Source organism: Streptomyces sp. NPDC030893 (genome assembly GCF_055571535.1).
Genome location: NZ_JBVIFC010000004.1, coordinates 156,363 through 170,060, shown reverse-complemented (window position 1 = coordinate 170,060; position 13,698 = coordinate 156,363). Strand labels below are relative to the sequence as shown.

General features: G+C 73.8%; 16 protein-coding genes. 12 read left to right on the top strand and 4 right to left on the bottom strand.

The features are described from left to right. Positions 1 to 145: 145 nt before the first annotated feature. The 9 genes from ACZ434_RS10660 to ACZ434_RS10620 all read left to right on the top strand — a co-directional run bounded on the left by ACZ434_RS10660 (position 146) and on the right by ACZ434_RS10620 (position 8,070). Entirely contained in the window at positions 146 to 1,459 is a 1,314-nt protein-coding gene (locus ACZ434_RS10660; protein ID WP_468453965.1) for an aspartate aminotransferase family protein, read from the top strand. Between the two features lies 1 nt (position 1,460). Continuing rightward, positions 1,461 to 1,940 carry a type II toxin-antitoxin system RatA family toxin gene (locus ACZ434_RS10655; RefSeq protein ID WP_468453963.1) on the top strand — a complete coding sequence of 160 codons (480 nt, stop codon included), beginning with the start codon at positions 1,461 to 1,463 and terminating at the stop codon, positions 1,938 to 1,940. Beyond that, the gene (locus ACZ434_RS10650) at positions 1,940 to 2,398 is read left to right on the top strand and encodes a hypothetical protein (RefSeq protein WP_468453961.1); all 459 of its coding nucleotides are present in this window, start codon (positions 1,940 to 1,942) and stop codon (positions 2,396 to 2,398) included. Before ACZ434_RS10655 ends, ACZ434_RS10650 begins: the two co-directional genes overlap by 1 nt. Next, positions 2,395 to 3,396: a phosphatidylglycerol lysyltransferase domain-containing protein gene (locus ACZ434_RS10645; RefSeq protein WP_468453959.1), complete on the top strand. Its 1,002-nt coding sequence runs from the start codon at positions 2,395 to 2,397 to the stop codon at positions 3,394 to 3,396. The genes ACZ434_RS10650 and ACZ434_RS10645 overlap by 4 nt, the downstream gene beginning before the upstream one ends. 64 nt (positions 3,397 to 3,460) lie before the next feature. Continuing rightward, the gene (locus tag ACZ434_RS10640) at positions 3,461 to 4,423 is read left to right on the top strand and encodes a VlmB-like protein (RefSeq protein ID WP_468453957.1); all 963 of its coding nucleotides are present in this window, start codon (positions 3,461 to 3,463) and stop codon (positions 4,421 to 4,423) included. Continuing rightward, entirely contained in the window at positions 4,420 to 5,289 is an 870-nt protein-coding gene (locus ACZ434_RS10635; protein WP_468453955.1) for an alpha/beta hydrolase family protein, read from the top strand. Before ACZ434_RS10640 ends, ACZ434_RS10635 begins: the two co-directional genes overlap by 4 nt. A 186-nt stretch (positions 5,290 to 5,475) precedes the next feature. Next, on the top strand, positions 5,476 to 5,808 hold the full coding sequence (locus ACZ434_RS10630) for a DUF485 domain-containing protein (RefSeq protein ID WP_468453953.1): 333 nt from the start codon (positions 5,476 to 5,478) through the stop codon (positions 5,806 to 5,808). Further along, positions 5,805 to 7,379, top strand: a complete 1,575-nt coding sequence (locus tag ACZ434_RS10625) for a sodium:solute symporter family transporter (protein WP_468453951.1) — start codon at positions 5,805 to 5,807, stop codon at positions 7,377 to 7,379. The genes ACZ434_RS10630 and ACZ434_RS10625 overlap by 4 nt, the downstream gene beginning before the upstream one ends. An 82-nt stretch (positions 7,380 to 7,461) precedes the next feature. Next, positions 7,462 to 8,070: a dihydrofolate reductase family protein gene (locus ACZ434_RS10620; protein ID WP_468453949.1), complete on the top strand. Its 609-nt coding sequence runs from the start codon at positions 7,462 to 7,464 to the stop codon at positions 8,068 to 8,070. A gap of 102 nt (positions 8,071 to 8,172) precedes the next feature. Here the strand turns inward: ACZ434_RS10620 and ACZ434_RS10615 are convergent, their stop codons facing one another. The 3 genes from ACZ434_RS10615 to ACZ434_RS10605 form a co-directional block, all read right to left on the bottom strand. Next, on the bottom strand, positions 8,173 to 9,207 hold the full coding sequence (locus ACZ434_RS10615) for an eCIS core domain-containing protein (protein ID WP_468453947.1): 1,035 nt from the start codon (positions 9,205 to 9,207) through the stop codon (positions 8,173 to 8,175). Between the two features lie 266 nt (positions 9,208 to 9,473). Then, complete coding sequence (locus tag ACZ434_RS10610; RefSeq protein WP_468453945.1) at positions 9,474 to 9,665, bottom strand: DUF397 domain-containing protein; 192 nt, start codon at positions 9,663 to 9,665, stop codon at positions 9,474 to 9,476. Continuing rightward, complete coding sequence (locus ACZ434_RS10605; RefSeq protein WP_468453943.1) at positions 9,662 to 10,552, bottom strand: helix-turn-helix domain-containing protein; 891 nt, start codon at positions 10,550 to 10,552, stop codon at positions 9,662 to 9,664. The genes ACZ434_RS10610 and ACZ434_RS10605 overlap by 4 nt, the downstream gene beginning before the upstream one ends. A gap of 321 nt (positions 10,553 to 10,873) precedes the next feature. Between ACZ434_RS10605 and ACZ434_RS10600 the strand changes: the two genes are divergently transcribed. The 3 genes from ACZ434_RS10600 to ACZ434_RS10590 all read left to right on the top strand — a co-directional run bounded on the left by ACZ434_RS10600 (position 10,874) and on the right by ACZ434_RS10590 (position 12,253). Next, the gene (locus tag ACZ434_RS10600; RefSeq protein ID WP_468453941.1) at positions 10,874 to 11,098 is read left to right on the top strand and encodes a DUF397 domain-containing protein; all 225 of its coding nucleotides are present in this window, start codon (positions 10,874 to 10,876) and stop codon (positions 11,096 to 11,098) included. A gap of 85 nt (positions 11,099 to 11,183) precedes the next feature. Further along, positions 11,184 to 11,651, top strand: coding sequence for a hypothetical protein (locus ACZ434_RS10595; protein ID WP_468453939.1), 468 nt, complete (start codon positions 11,184 to 11,186; stop codon positions 11,649 to 11,651). Between the two features lie 149 nt (positions 11,652 to 11,800). Next, positions 11,801 to 12,253, top strand: a complete 453-nt coding sequence (locus ACZ434_RS10590) for an ATP-binding protein (protein ID WP_468453937.1) — start codon at positions 11,801 to 11,803, stop codon at positions 12,251 to 12,253. 34 nt (positions 12,254 to 12,287) lie between these two features. Here ACZ434_RS10590 and ACZ434_RS10585 read toward each other — a convergent pair whose 3' ends face one another. After that, positions 12,288 to 13,610: a hypothetical protein gene (locus ACZ434_RS10585; RefSeq protein WP_468453935.1), complete on the bottom strand. Its 1,323-nt coding sequence runs from the start codon at positions 13,608 to 13,610 to the stop codon at positions 12,288 to 12,290. Positions 13,611 to 13,698 lie beyond the last annotated feature (88 nt).

The window sequence follows — 13,698 nt, the reverse complement described above, 5'->3', positions numbered from 1 at the left end:
TGACGCCGACGACCACCCTCGTGCCCGGATCCGACGCCGGCGTGCCGCCCGACGGTATTCCGGCCCGCGACCGCGTCCGCTCGAGCCGCGGCCGGGCGGCACCGGGCACGCTGCCCGGCACACCGGTGACGGGCCGGTGGGCGCGATGACCACCACTGCCGCGGCCGCGGCGGACGCCGGCGGTCCGCACGGCGTCCACGGTGACGTTCCGGCCCGCTACCGGGCCCATCTGAGCCGTGGCCGGGCCAAGCTGGGTGAGCTGTTCGGCGGCGACGTCGAGGTCTCCGCCGCGGGCAGCCGGGTGCGGACCGCGCAGGGCCGCGACTACCTCAACTGCGGCGGCTACGGCGTGTTCCTGACCGGCGCCTGCCATCCGCGGGTGGTCGCGGCGGTGGAGCGGCAGATCCGCACCCTGCCCCTGTCGACGCGGCTGCTGCTGGAGCCCCGGGCCGCCGACGCGGCCGCCGCGCTGGCCCGGGTCGCCCCGCCGGGTCTGGAGCGGGTGCACTTCACCGGCTCCGGCGCCGAGGCCGTGGAGACCGCGCTGAAGCTGGCCCGCAGCCAGGGGCACCGGCGGATCGTCGCCACCGAGGGCGGCTACCACGGCAAGACCCTCGGCGCGCTCTCCGCGACCGGCAAGGCCCTCTACCAGGACCCCTTCCGCCCACTGCTGCCGGACACCGTCCACGTGCCCTACGGGGACGCGGCGGCGCTGGCCGGGGCGCTCGGTGAGGACGGCTCCGACGCGGTGGTCCTGCTCGAGCCGGTCCAGGGCGAGGCGGGCGTGATCGTCCCGCCGGACGGCTATCTGCGCCAGGTGGCCGAGGTGTGCCGCCGTACGGGGGCGTTCTTCGTGCTGGACGAGGTGATGACCGGGCTGGGCCGGCTCGGCCACTGGTGGGGCGCCGACCGCGAGGGGGTCGTCCCGGACGTGCTGCTCGCGGGCAAGAGCCTGAGCGGGGGTGTGGTGCCGGTGGCCGCCGCGATCGCCACCCCCCGGGCGTTCCGCGCCTTCGACCGGGACCCCTTCCTGCACACCTCCACCTTCTCCGCGGCCCCGGTGGCGATGGCCGCCGCGGAGGCCGCGGTCGCGGTGATCGAGGACGAGGGCCTGGTGGAGCGCGGCCGGGTGCTCGGCGACACGCTGCTGCCGCTGCTGCGCGACCCGCTGAGCAGGCACTGCCCGCACCTGGTGAAGGAGGTGCGCGGGGTGGGGCTGCTGCTCGGGGTGGAGTTCCGGGACGCCGGTCTCGCGGGCGAGTTCCTGCTGGAGCTGCTGGACCGCGGGGTCGTCGTCAACCACTCGCTGAACGCCCACGCCGTCGTGCGCCTCACCCCGCCCGCCGTCCTGAGCGACGAGGAGACCGGGGAGCTGGCGGCGGCCATCGAGACAGCGGCCCGGGCGCTCGGCGAGCGCTTCGGGCCACAGGACGGTACGAACCCGGCAAGGAGCGACTGACATGAGGTCGGTGGAAGTGGAGTACCGGTCCGGGACGGCCGGCCCGGGCGAGGCGTACGACAGGATCCGGGACTTCGCCCGCTATCCGGAGCTCGTGGACGCCGTCCGCGAGGTGACCGTGCGGCCCGGGCCGCCCGGCGGGCCGGTGCGGAGCGACTGGGAGGTGGACTTCCGCAACGGGGTGCTGACCTGGTCCGAGGAGGACGTCTTCGACGACGAGGCGCTGACCATCGCCTTCTCCCAGACGGACGGCGACTTCGAGGAGTTCGAAGGCCGCTGGGAGGTCACCGCGGCCGGCCCGGGCTGCCTGGTGCGTTTCACCGCCGAGTTCGACTTCGGGCTGCCCAGCCTGGCCGGGATCATCGACCCGGTCGCCGAGCGCGTGCTGTGCGAGAACATCCGGCTGATCCTGGACGCGCTGCTGGGGCCCGCCCCCGGCGAGGCGGGCCGCTCCGGCGACCGGGCGGGCCGGGCCGCCTGATGGACGCCGCCAACCGTTTCGAGTCGCCGGTCACCTACCGGCTGCTGCGCGCCGAGTACTGCGCCGGACTGGCCGTCGGCGCCGCCCTGTTCCTGGCCCACCTCGACGAGGTGCGCTGGCCGGTGGCGCTGGCGATGTTCGCGTACATCGACCTGATCGGCTACCTCCCGGGGGCGCTCGCCCACCGCCGGGCGCGCGGCGGGCCGGTGCCCCGGGTGTACTACGTCCTGTACAACACGATGCACAGCTGGCTGACCGCGGGCGCCGTGGTGGCGCTGTGGGCGTGGCTGGTGCGGCCCGAGTGGGCGCTGCTCGCCGTGCCCATCCACCTGTGCGGCGACCGCGGGCTGCTGGGCAACTTCCTCAAGCCGTTCTCGGTGCCCTTCGAGCCGGCCCCGCATCCGGCGTTCACCGCCTTCGCGGCCGAGGTCGCCTCCGGCACCGGGAGCAGCCGTTGAGCACCGCACCCACGGCCGGCACCGTGCCCGCACTGCTGCGCGCCCACGCGGACCACCCCAGCGCCTTCCTGGCGGTCAACTCCGGGACCTCCCACTTCCGGGGGCGTACGGTGCCCGGGCTGATCGCCCACCGGACGGGCCGCCGGCAGGCCGTCCAGTTCGCCGGGCCGTTCGCCGCCGCGCCCGACCGGGGCGCCCTGCTCGACGAGTTCCTGGCCGCGCTGGCGGCCCGGCCGCACCGGCCCCGGCTGACCGCCGTGCAGCTGCGCCGCGAGGACATCGCGCTGTACGCCGCCCGCGGCTTCGCCGTCAACCAGATCGGCAGCTCCTACGGCATCGACCTGAGCCGTTTCCGCCTCGCCGGCAAGGCCCTCGCCAAGGTCCGGCAGAACGTCTCCCGGGCCCGGCGGGAGGGGGTGGAGGTCACCGAGGTGCTCCCCGGGGACCCGGACGGCGGCGCCGCGTTGGAGGCCATCGACGCCGAGTGGCTGCGGGCCAAGGGCCGGCACGTGAAGGAGCTGACGTTCCTGGTGGGCGAGCGCGGCGGGCCCGGGGCCGGGCTGCGGCGCACCTTCCTCGCCCGGCACCGCGGCCGTACGGTCGCGTACATCACCTACTCGCCGGTCTGGGGCAGCCGTCCCGGCCTGCTGTACGACCTGACCCGCCGGTCGCGGGCGGCGCCCGTGGGGACGATCGAGCTGATCAACCTGACCGCGCTGCAGCGCTTCCAGGAGGAGGGCGCGGGCTGGCTGCACCTCGGACTGACCCCGTTCGCCGGCCTGGACGCGGACCACGAGCCGCCCTGCTCGTCCCGGGCGCTGACCCGGATCGTCGGCCTGCTCGGCGAGCACGGCCGCCTGGTGTACCCGGCCCGCAGCCAGGAGGCGTTCAAGCGCAAGTGGGCGCCGCATGCGGTCGAGCCGGAGTTCGCCGCGTTCCAGGGCGGGGTGCGGCTGCCGGCCGTGTGGCACCTGCTGCGCACCACCGGCGCGCTCTGAGACCCCGCGCGCCCCGCGAACCCTCCTCTGCCTTCCCTCACTCACCTCACGAACGGAGACGACCATGACCGTGAACCCGATCCCCGTGGAAGCCGACTGGGACGGCGCCCCCGGTGTCCTGGAGGGGGCCCGCTCGCTGGAACTGACGCCGGGCCAGTGCAATCTGCCGTACTGGCTGGAGCACGTGGCCGGCGGGATGCTGCGCCGGCTCTCCGACGGCAGCGTGCCCGACCCCGGCCCCACGGAGGCGGTCACCACCCCCGGGCCGCTGCGGGACGCGCTGATCGACGAGTTCTGCTTCCGGCACCTGGCGGAGGAGAAGGCCACCCGCGCCCTGTCCTTCCTGGTGTTCCACGCCCCCGACGGGGACTGCCTGGAGTTCTTCTCCACCCAGCTCCTCGACGAGGCGCGGCACGCCCGCGCGTTCCGCGACCATCTGCTGCGCGTGGGCGTCGCGGAGCGGGACCTCGCCGCCACGGTGGAGAAGACGGCCGGGGCGTCCTCGGCCGCCGTGCTGGAGCCGCTGGAGGAGTTCGGGCTGCGGGTGCTGCGCGACAGCGGTGACTTCTACGGCGGTGTGCTGGTGCTGACGGTCCTGGTGGAGGGGGTGCTCGCGCCCGCCGCGGAGCTCAGCGAGCGCAAGTGGCGGCCGCTGGACCCGGGCGCGGCGCTGGTCGAACGCGGCGCCAACATGGACGAGATCCGGCATCTGGCGGTCGGCAGCGCGATCGTGCGCCGGTACCTGACGGAGCGTCCGCGGGAGCGCGGCCGGCTGCTGGAGATCATCCGGGAGGGGCGCCGGCTGTGGGAGCGGCTGCCCATGGCGGAGGTGCTGTTCCGCCGGGAGGCCCTGTTCCAGGAGGGCCTCGCCGAGTACGGTCGGCTGGTCGGCGACTACGAGATCTGGCCCGGCCGGCGGCTGGTCGACACGGGGATCGAGGAGCGCATGGAAGCGGCACAGCGGTGGTCCCAGGAGACCCAGGACGAGCGCCTGGCGTACATGCACCTGGGTGAGGCGGGGCGGTGACCGCGGAGCCCGGCCTTCTCGAGGTGCCGGTCGCCGGCGGGGTGCGGCTGGCCGGACGCGTCAGCGAACCGGCGGGCGCCCCGCTCGCGGTGGTGCTGCTGTGGCCCGCGCTGGGCGTCACGGCCTCGTACTACGACCCGTTCTGCGCCGAACTGGCCGGGCAGGGCATCGCCGTGGTCGCCGCGGACCTGCGCGGTCAGGGCGCGAGCCTGCCGCGGGCGGGCCGGGCCTCCCGGGACGGCTACCAGGACCTGGCGGCGGTGGACTGGCCGGCGATGGTCGCCGCCGTCCGCGACCGCTTCCCCGGGCTGCCGCTGTACCTGCTGGGACACAGCATCGGCGGTCAGGCGTCCGTGCTGTACGCGGCGCGGGAGCCGAAGGGCGTGGACGGGCTGGTGTTCGTGGCGGCGGGCGCCGTGGACCACCGGGGTTTCCCGGGTCTGCGCGGGGTGCGGATACTGCTCAGCACCCAGCTCGTCGCGCTGATCGGCACGGTGTGGGGCTACTTCCCGGGGCACCGTCTGGGCTTCGGCGGCCGGCAGCCCGCCCGCCGGATGCGGGACTGGGCCCGGATGTGCCGCACCGGGCTGCTGCGCCCCTCGGGCGCCGACGTCGACTACGAGGCGCTGCTGCCCGGGGTACGGCTGCCGGTGCTGGCGGTCTCGGTGGCGGGCGACGACCTGGCCCCGCCCACGGCGGTGGACCGGCTCTGCGCCAAGCTGCCGGGGGCCCGGGTCGAACGCCGGCATCACGCGCCCGCCGGGCAGCCGCCGCCGGGCCACACGCGCTGGGCCCGCTCGGGCGCGGAGATCGCGGAACAGATCCGTGCCTGGGCGGCGGCGCGGCACGGCTCCGGGACCGGCTGACGCCGTCGCCCGCCCTGTCACGCAGTGCCCGTTCACCGTCCGCACGGCTCCTGATTGGGCGGGGGAACAGATCCGCGTCCGGCGGGTACGGGTGCGCGCGTACGTCTGATTGACTCCGCGCTCACCCCCACACCCGTACGCGCCCCCCTTCCGGGGTGCCGGACCGACGTGAGCGGAGCCGCCCGCATGTCCTTCGGACCGCAGCCCCGGCAGGGGCCGCCGCACCATGACGAACCCCCGGCCGGCGTGCCGGCCGCACCCGAGCGGGGCGACGCCGAGGAGGCGGCGCGCCTGGCCGTCGGGCTGCGGCTCGGCGTCCGGATCGCCGTCGTCTGGCTGCTGTACGTACTGCCCGCGGCCTTCGCGCCCGCCGTGTACGGCGCGCGGGTGGCCGGACCCCTGAGCCTCGGCGCGGTCCTCGCCGTGGTGCCCCTGGCCGTCGGTGCGCACGCGCTGGTGCTGTACGGGCGGCGGGTCGACCGGCTCGAGCCGCGGCCGGCCGCCCGGAGGTGGTCGTGACCACGCTGCTCGATCCCTCGTCCCGGTCCCTCGTCTTCGCCGTGTTCTCGGTGTTCGTCGTGATCTGCCTGATGCTGTGCATCGTCACCGGCGCCGACGAGGACGACCGGGCCCTCGTACGTTCCGACAGCCGCCGGCTGCGCTCCTGGCAGCAGGGCATCGCGATGGGCGGCGACACCACCACGGTCGCGACCGTCACCGTCCTGGTGGGCATGGTCGCCACGTTCGGCTTCGACGGCCTCGGCGTCATGCTGGGCAGCCTCGTCGGGGTCCTGCTGCTCCTCGTGCTGATCGTCGAACCGCTGCGCCGGCACTCCTCGCTGACGGCCGCGGACCTGCTGGACGCGCGCGGCAGCGGCGGGCCGGCGGTGCGCGTCTCGTGGGGCGCGGTGACGCTGCTCGTCTGCTTCCCGCTGCTCGTCGTGCAGCTCGTGGTGGTCGGCAACGTCGCCGCCGCGCTGATCGGGCAGCCCGGTGTGCGGGCCGGGTGCATCGTGGTGATCGGCTGTGTGATGACGGCGCTGGCCGTCAGCGGCGGGATCCGGGGCACGGGTGTGGTGATGATCGCGAAGTCGGCGATCGCGCTGCCCGTGCTGGTGGTCGCCGCCGTGCTCGTGCTCGCCCGCTTCGGCTGGGACCCCGGGCGGCTGCTCGACGCCGCCGCGCACGGCTCGCGGACGGGCGGGGCGTATCTGCGTCCGGGCGGCTACACCGGTGAGGGGTGGGTGGGTGCCGTGAACCGGATCGGGCAGACCGTCGGCATGACGATGGCCACGCTGGCGATGCCCGCCGTGCTGATGCGGGCGATCTCGACGAAGAGCCCGCGCGGCGCCCGGACCGTGGGCCGCTGGATGCTCGGGGAACTCACCCTGCTGTACGGCGCGCTCGCCGTCGTCGGCGTCGGCGCGGCGGCCCTGGCCGGCGAGGCGCTGCGCGAGGCCGGCCCGGCGGCGCAGGTGTTCACACCGCTGCTGCTCGGGCGGGCGCTCGACGGCGGCGGCCTCCTGGTCGCCGCCCTGGCCTGCGTGCTCTTCCTCACCGCCCTCGCGGCCGTGGTGGACGTGACCCTCGCCGCCGGCATCGCCCTGGGACGGGACGTGCTGGGCGGGTCCGGCAAGGCCGCCGGTGGGCGCCCGGCGGACGGTTCCGCGTCGCGGTGGTCGGCGGCGGTGACCGGGGCGGCCGCGTCGGTCGTGGCGGTCGTCACCGCCGACTGGAACCTGGTGGTCGTCTCGACGCTGTGGCTCGCCGTCTGCGGTGCCGCCCTCGCGCCCGTGCTGCTGTACGCCCTGTACTGGCCCCGCTTCACCGCCCGCGGCGCGCTGTGGTGCCTGTGGGGGTCGACGGTGCTGAGCGTGGCGGCGCTGGCCCTGTCGCCGTACACGTCCGGCACGCCCGAGTCGATCTTCCCGGGGCTCGACTTCAGGCTCTGGGACGTGACGATCCCGGGCCTGCTGACGGTGCCGGCCGGGTTCCTGCTGGGCTGGCTGGGCAGCGTCACGGATCCGCGCCGGGCGGCGGTGGGCGACGCGCCGGATTCCGGGCGCCGCAGGGAACTCGACACGGTCTGAACGATCCGCGCGCCGCCCACCGATGACTTCCGGTGGGCGGCACGGTCATATCCGGTACACGCACCCGGATACGGAGGACACCATGTCGCGGAAGATCACCGCCAGCCTGTTCATCTCGCTCGACGGCGTCGTCGAGGCGCCCGACCAGTGGCACTTCCCGTACTTCGACGACGCGATGGGCGCCGCCGTCGGCGCGAGCCTGAACACCGCGGAGGTCCTGCTCTTCGGACGCACGACCTACGACAGCTTCGCCGGCGCCTGGCCCGAGCGGGAGGCCGCCGGCGGCGAGGACGCGGGCTTCGCCAAGCAGCTCGGCGACATGCGGAAGATCGTGTTCTCCCGCCGGCCGCTCGACCTGCGGTGGCGCAACTCCGAACAGGCGCGGGGCGACGTCGCCGAGGTCGCCGCCGCGCTGAAGAGCGAGCCGGGCGGTGACATCGCACTGAGCGGCTCGGTCTCCGTCGTCCGCCAGCTGCTGGCCGCGGGCCTCCTCGACGAACTGCACCTCCTCGTCCATCCCATCGCCGTACGCAAGGGCATGCGCCTGTTCGACGAGGGCGAGCCGCCGATCCCGCTCAAGCTGCTGAAGTCGGAGACCTTCACGACGGGCGTGCTGAACCTCGTCTACGGCCCCGACACGGCACCGCCGACGGGCGGGTACGAGGAGGCGGTCGCCTCGCTCGGGGAGTGAGGGCGCACGACGCCGCCGGTCCGGGAGCCGCCGAAGCCCGTGGCGACTCCTCGTCGGGCCCCGCTCCCCGGCCCGCACCGCACGGGCGGGACGTGCGGAGGCTCAGCCTCCGGTGATGTTCTGCAGTTCGTCGTTGGCCATGAGCTGCACGTGGTAGCCGCGGCCACCCGCGTTGACGGTGATGTGCCGGTTGGGGTCGGCGCCGCGGCCCGCGCCACCGAGACCGCCCGCGTGGACGCCGGCGGTGATGCACCAGCGACGCTCCGCCATCCGGCGCAGCAGGTCCTTGACCGTCCGGCCGCGCTCGCCGCGGTCCTCCATGTGCGCGACGAGCAGGTCCACCAGCCGCTCCGGGCTGAGCCGGGCCTCGATCGGGACGTTGTCGTTGCCCTGGAACTCGGCCTGGGTCTGGTCGTAGTTGTCCAACGCATCGTTGCGCAGCACGGCGGCCTGGCTCGGCATCCGCTGGATCGCACCCGCCTGCTGAGCGGCGGCCGACGTCTCGCCGGCCGCGCGGGCGCGCTGGAGCGAGGCGGCCGGGGCCGACATGACCTGCCGTGCGTTGGCCTCCGCCTCACGCTCGAAGCGGTCGCCCGGATCGCTGACGCGCAGCCCCTGGCCGGTGTCGGTGCCTGCGACCGGTCCCTGCCGCTGCTGGATGACGTGGGTGAGCTCGTGGGCGAGGGTGTGCTTGTCCCCACCGCCCTCGCCGATGACGACGTGGTTGCCGGAGGTGTACGCGCGGGCGCCGATCTCGGCGGCGGAACGCTGCGCGGCGGTGCCGGTGTGGAGCCGGACGTCGGAGAAGTCCGCGCCGAGGCGCGCCTCCATCTCCTCGCGCAGCGGCGCGGCAAGCTGTTGCCCGGAGGAGGCGAGGACCTCGTGGACGGAGGAACGCTGCACAGGCGGTGCGCCCTGGGCGTTCTCCGCGCTCCGGTGGCCGCAGCCGGGCCCGTGCTGATGCCGGGCTTCCTCGATCGCGCGGCTGACGGCGGCGTTTCCCGCGGCACGCTGCAGCGCCGTCAGCCCGGCCGGGGAGAGGCCACCGGCCCCGGTCCTGGCGGAGAGCGGGGAGGACACGATACGCGTCGCCCTGGCCTCGGCCTCGGCACGCTTCGCGGATTCGTGGATACGCACTCAAGGGCCTTTCCGAAGAGTCGTTCCGCCCTTCCTACCGCCGCCGCCACCGGCCCCGACAGGTCTGGAAGGGCAGTCCCGGTGCCTGATGGTGCAGAGCCCCGAGTTCATCGGTTGATCGGGAGCGGCAAGGTGATGGCCGAGGCCGAGAGCAAGGACGACCCCGAAGGCTCCCTGGAGGCTTGACCTCGACCCTTCACCGTTCCTTCCGTCGACAGGCAGGGCCGTCCACCGCGCACCGCGACGGACGGCCCAACCCGAGTGACTCAGCGCTCCGACGCGAACCGTACGAACTGCCCCCAGCCTTCACGGCCGATGGCGAACGCCGGGCGGGTCACATCCTTGGAGTCCCGTACGTGGACGGCCTGTTCGGCGATCGCGACCTCCACGCAGCTGTCGCCCTGGCTGCCGCTGTAGCTGGACTTGAACCAGGCGAGTTCCGACATACCGCTGCTCATAGCTCTCCTCGCAGTCGCTCCAGCAGGTCCCGGGATTCTGTCGGGTTCAGGGCCTGCGAGCGCAGTGTGTCATAGCGTTGGCAGAGCAGAATCATCTCTTTCGGGTCGGAGATCAGCCGACCGTTCTGCTGCCCCTCGGAGTACCCGAGCCGCCGCCCCTCCGAGGTCTCCAGGATCTGGAGGGGCCCATCCAGACACGCGTGCAACCGAGCCTCCAGCGGCACCACCTGAAGCGTCACGTTACGCGGGGCGGTGAGCTCAAGGACATGGTCCACCAGCTCGCGCATCGCCTCCGTATCCCCGAACCCCCGCCGGAACACGTGCTCCTCGACGATGAAGCTGAACGGCACCGTCGGCCGCTCTCGCATCATCACCTGCCGCTCCATCCGCGCGGCGAGCTGCACCTCCAGCTCCTCGTCCGTCCGCAGCGGGATCGTGCCCTCGAACACCGCCCTGGCATACGCCTCCGACTGCAACAACCCCGGAACCAACCGGCACTCGTACGTGCACAGGCTCACCGCCTCCCGCTCCAGCCGAGCCCACCGCCGGAACCACGCCGCCAACCCGGCCTCCCCCCGCGTCAGATGCCGCGCGGCCTTCCGCAGCGCACCCGTATTGCCCAGGGCCTCCTCCGCCCGCTCCACGAACGCTTCGTCCGGCATCCGCCGCCCCAACTCCACCGACTCCACCGTGTGCTTGGAGTACTGGACCCGGGCTCCCAGGTCGACCCGGCTCAGCCCCGCGTGCTCGCGCAACGCCTGGACGACGGCCCCGAACGTCCGCAGGCTGTCCGACGGATGCGGCTCCCGCTCCCACTCCCCCGCCGGAACCGCCCGCGCACCGCCGGCGCTCCCGGCCGCCTCCCCCTCGACCCCGACCACGTCCATCCGCCGCCCCTTTCCTCTCCTCCGTACCGCGCACCACGACGGCTCCTCGCGCCGCCCGCGTCCACCTCCAGACTGACGGATCATCAGACGTACCGTCCACTCTTCGTGTCCGTACGCTGACTCACCGTACGGGGTGCCACACTCGCCCCCGCCCCCGTCCGACCGCCACCCTGAGATCACGGAGAGCCGGGAGAAACCGCTCGCGTCCACCGCTCACCTGCGGAAACGACCGGGCGGCCACCTCCCCTCCCGTGCACTCCCGCCCACCACGGGCGGCGGCGGCCGGACCTGGCCGCGTCAGACGAGCTGGAAGGTGCAGAGATGCAGAACGGAACCAACCTCTACGCGCTCGACATCAGCGGGGCCTCGTTCACCAAGGCGTGCGGCGGCCCCTGCACCGAGGGGTGCGTGATGCTGGCCCGGATCGGTGAGGACGCCTGGGCCCTCGGCGACAGCAAGCGGCCGGACGCGCAGCCGCTGCGGTTCACCACCGAGGAGCTGGACGCCGCCGGTATCGACCCGGCGCGCTTCGGCCTCGGCGCCTGACCCTCCCCCTCCCCTCCCCGCCGCCGGCCGGACCGGGTTCCTCCCCGCGTCCGGTCGCCGGCGCTCCTCGCAACGGGAGCAGCACGTGCACCACCACGCCTACCTCTGGACCGGCCCGAAGGCACGCTTCGACGACGAGGCCCTGCGGCGGCCCCCGCACCCCGATCCGCCCCCGCCCGGAAGCAGGCCGGAACTGATCGACCGCTACCGCTTGGTGGCCGCAGAGTTCCGCACGTCGGACCTCCCGCCCCTGGAGACGGCGTACTGGCTCGTCAAACCGCGCTCGCTGGTGAGGGGCACCTGGGAGGACGCGAAGGAGGCGGCGACCTGGCTGGGCGAGCGCCTGGCCGAGTACGCCCCGCGGTTCGCCGCGGAGCACGACCGGGACACCGCGCGCCTGACCCGGCTGGTGGACGCCGCCGCCGAACGCCTGCGCGCGGGCGCCGACATCTCGTACGGCCACTACCTCGAACGCCCCTCGTACCTCTCCCTGGCCGTGGTGACGTGCTCCCCGAACCGCGCGACGCCCGAACTGTCCTGCCCCTGCGCGTAGAGCAGACCCGGCACTCATCCCCGCCGTGACCGCACGCGGCTCGGGCAGCGAACGCTCCCGGAAAATCTACCTCTCCGCCTCCGTACGGTCACTCCGCGTACGGGGCGCGGCACTCGACCCCGCTCGCGTCGGGCCATCACTCTGGCGTCATGAACCACGCGACACAGCCCCACGTCACCTCCCCCACCGGCACCTTCACGCAGTTGCTGTCGTCCACACGGCGCGGCGCCCGGCTCGCCCGGCTCCTCACGGTGACCGAACTACGCGCCTGGGGCACCTCGCAGGACCTCACGGAGCGTGCCGAACTCGTCGTCGGGGAGCTGGCCGCCAACGCCGTACTCCACGGCCGCGTCCCCGGCCGCTGCTTCCGCCTCACGCTCGCCTTCGACCCTGCGGCCGGCTGCCTCCGTGTCGAAGTCAGCGACGCCCGCGGGGACCTGGGCCCGCGCTCCCTCCCCGCGGGCACCGAACCCGACCCGCTCAGCACCTCCGGGCGCGGCCTGACCCTCGTCACCGCACTCACCGACCACTGGGACACCGTCCCCTACCCACCCACCGGCAAGACGGTCCGGGCGGTGCTGACGACACCGGTCGATGCGTGACGGCGTCGGCCGAGGAAAGCCGGAGCCCGCGCGCCTACGCCTCCGCGGGCAGCGCGGGGAACACCACCACCGAGCCGTCCCGGTCACGGGCGATCTCGATCGCCACGTCTGTCGGGCGGCCGTTGAGTGCGACGCCGTCGCCCAGGCGGCGGAGCCGATACGCCACGCGCAGGAGCCGGTCGACCTCACCGTTCGTGAGGACGGGGCGCTTGCTGCTCGGGCGTGCCAGCTCCAGCGTCGACAGGCGCACCAGCACTTCGGCAATGCCCGACTCCAACTCGTCGAGACGCCGCTCGTCGTCCTTGAGGGCGCGGACGAAGTTCTCGAACAGGTTGTCGGGCTCGCTCTGGGCTCGCTCGACCGCCTGGAGGACGTTGACGCGCCGCTTCAACGCCATGGCCAGCGACGCCAGTTCGACGTGGGTGCGGAACATGCCGCCCTGGTCGTCCACGCCGGGGAACGCCTCGCTCAGCGTGCTGATCTCGACAGGCTCGCCTGCGGGAAGCTTGTCGAGCGCGCTCCGCCAACGGGCGAGACGGATGTCGGCCTTGCTCAGTGCCGTGTCGATGGCGTGCACCGCCGAGTCGAGGCCCAGCGAGACACCGAGCTTGCCCTGGTCGAGCAGGATGGCCGTGGCCTTGTCGATGGCGGGACGGCAGCCGTTGAGTGCACTGTGCTCGTCGTCGAGCTTGTCGGCCTGGAGCTGCTCCAGAAGGTCCGTGATGTGCTCGATGGCCTCCTGCCGCTTGCGGTCGGCGTGCGCGCTCACCCCGACGGCCACCGCCATGAGGACAAGCGGTGCGGCCACGGTGAGCGCCGTTCCCCCCGCAGCCGCGGCGCCGGCGGTCGCGCCCGCGCCACCGACCGTGCCCGCCGCTGCCGCTCCACTGACCTGCACAAGCGTCGGCTTGGCAACGATCTGACCCGTCGCCGAATTCACGAGGGTGCCGTAGAACCCGCCCGTCGCCCCCTTCGGCTCCATCCAGCGAACCAGCCCTTGTCCGAGCTCGGCGGCGACCTTAGACGGGACCACCACGCGGCACAGAATCTCGCCCGACGCCGTCGCCTTGGCCGCCGCGGCGGACGTCTTCGCCGACTCGGTGATGAGCTGCGACAGGTGCTGCGCCAGCGGACTCGCGGCATCGAGCGAGATGCCCCGGCCGCGGTCGAGCTTGTCGGGCAGCGGGTGCGCCTCCAGCGTGGCGATCGGCTGGTCGGCCAACGCGGCCAGCACGCCGCGCAGTTCAACCAGCCGCTCGGCCGTCATGGGCCCGCTCCCGAGCACCGCCGGCACCTGAACATCGCGTGTCGCCAGCGTCCAGACCGGAACGTTCGGCGCCTTGCGATAGTCGATCATCGTCCCCCCAACTCATCCCCACGTCAGCCTGCGTCTGACGTCCCAGCAGAACGGTATAGCCGAATCACGGCACCGTGTGTCACTCGAT

Bases quoted from the DNA above. Each gene is read 5' to 3' on its own strand.
- ACZ434_RS10660 (WP_468453965.1), top strand. From the start codon at position 146: ATGACCACCACTGCCGCGGCCGCGGCGGACGCCGGCGGTCCGCACGGC.
- ACZ434_RS10655 (WP_468453963.1), top strand. From the start codon at position 1,461: ATGAGGTCGGTGGAAGTGGAGTACCGGTCCGGGACGGCCGGCCCGGGC.
- ACZ434_RS10650 (WP_468453961.1), top strand. From the start codon at position 1,940: ATGGACGCCGCCAACCGTTTCGAGTCGCCGGTCACCTACCGGCTGCTG.
- ACZ434_RS10640 (WP_468453957.1), top strand. From the start codon at position 3,461: ATGACCGTGAACCCGATCCCCGTGGAAGCCGACTGGGACGGCGCCCCC.
- ACZ434_RS10630 (WP_468453953.1), top strand. From the start codon at position 5,476: ATGTCCTTCGGACCGCAGCCCCGGCAGGGGCCGCCGCACCATGACGAA.
- ACZ434_RS10620 (WP_468453949.1), top strand. From the start codon at position 7,462: ATGTCGCGGAAGATCACCGCCAGCCTGTTCATCTCGCTCGACGGCGTC.
- ACZ434_RS10610 (WP_468453945.1), bottom strand. From the start codon at position 9,665: ATGAGCAGCGGTATGTCGGAACTCGCCTGGTTCAAGTCCAGCTACAGC.
- ACZ434_RS10605 (WP_468453943.1), bottom strand. From the start codon at position 10,552: ATGGACGTGGTCGGGGTCGAGGGGGAGGCGGCCGGGAGCGCCGGCGGT.
- ACZ434_RS10600 (WP_468453941.1), top strand. From the start codon at position 10,874: ATGCAGAACGGAACCAACCTCTACGCGCTCGACATCAGCGGGGCCTCG.
- ACZ434_RS10590 (WP_468453937.1), top strand. From the start codon at position 11,801: ATGAACCACGCGACACAGCCCCACGTCACCTCCCCCACCGGCACCTTC.
- ACZ434_RS10585 (WP_468453935.1), bottom strand. From the start codon at position 13,610: ATGATCGACTATCGCAAGGCGCCGAACGTTCCGGTCTGGACGCTGGCG.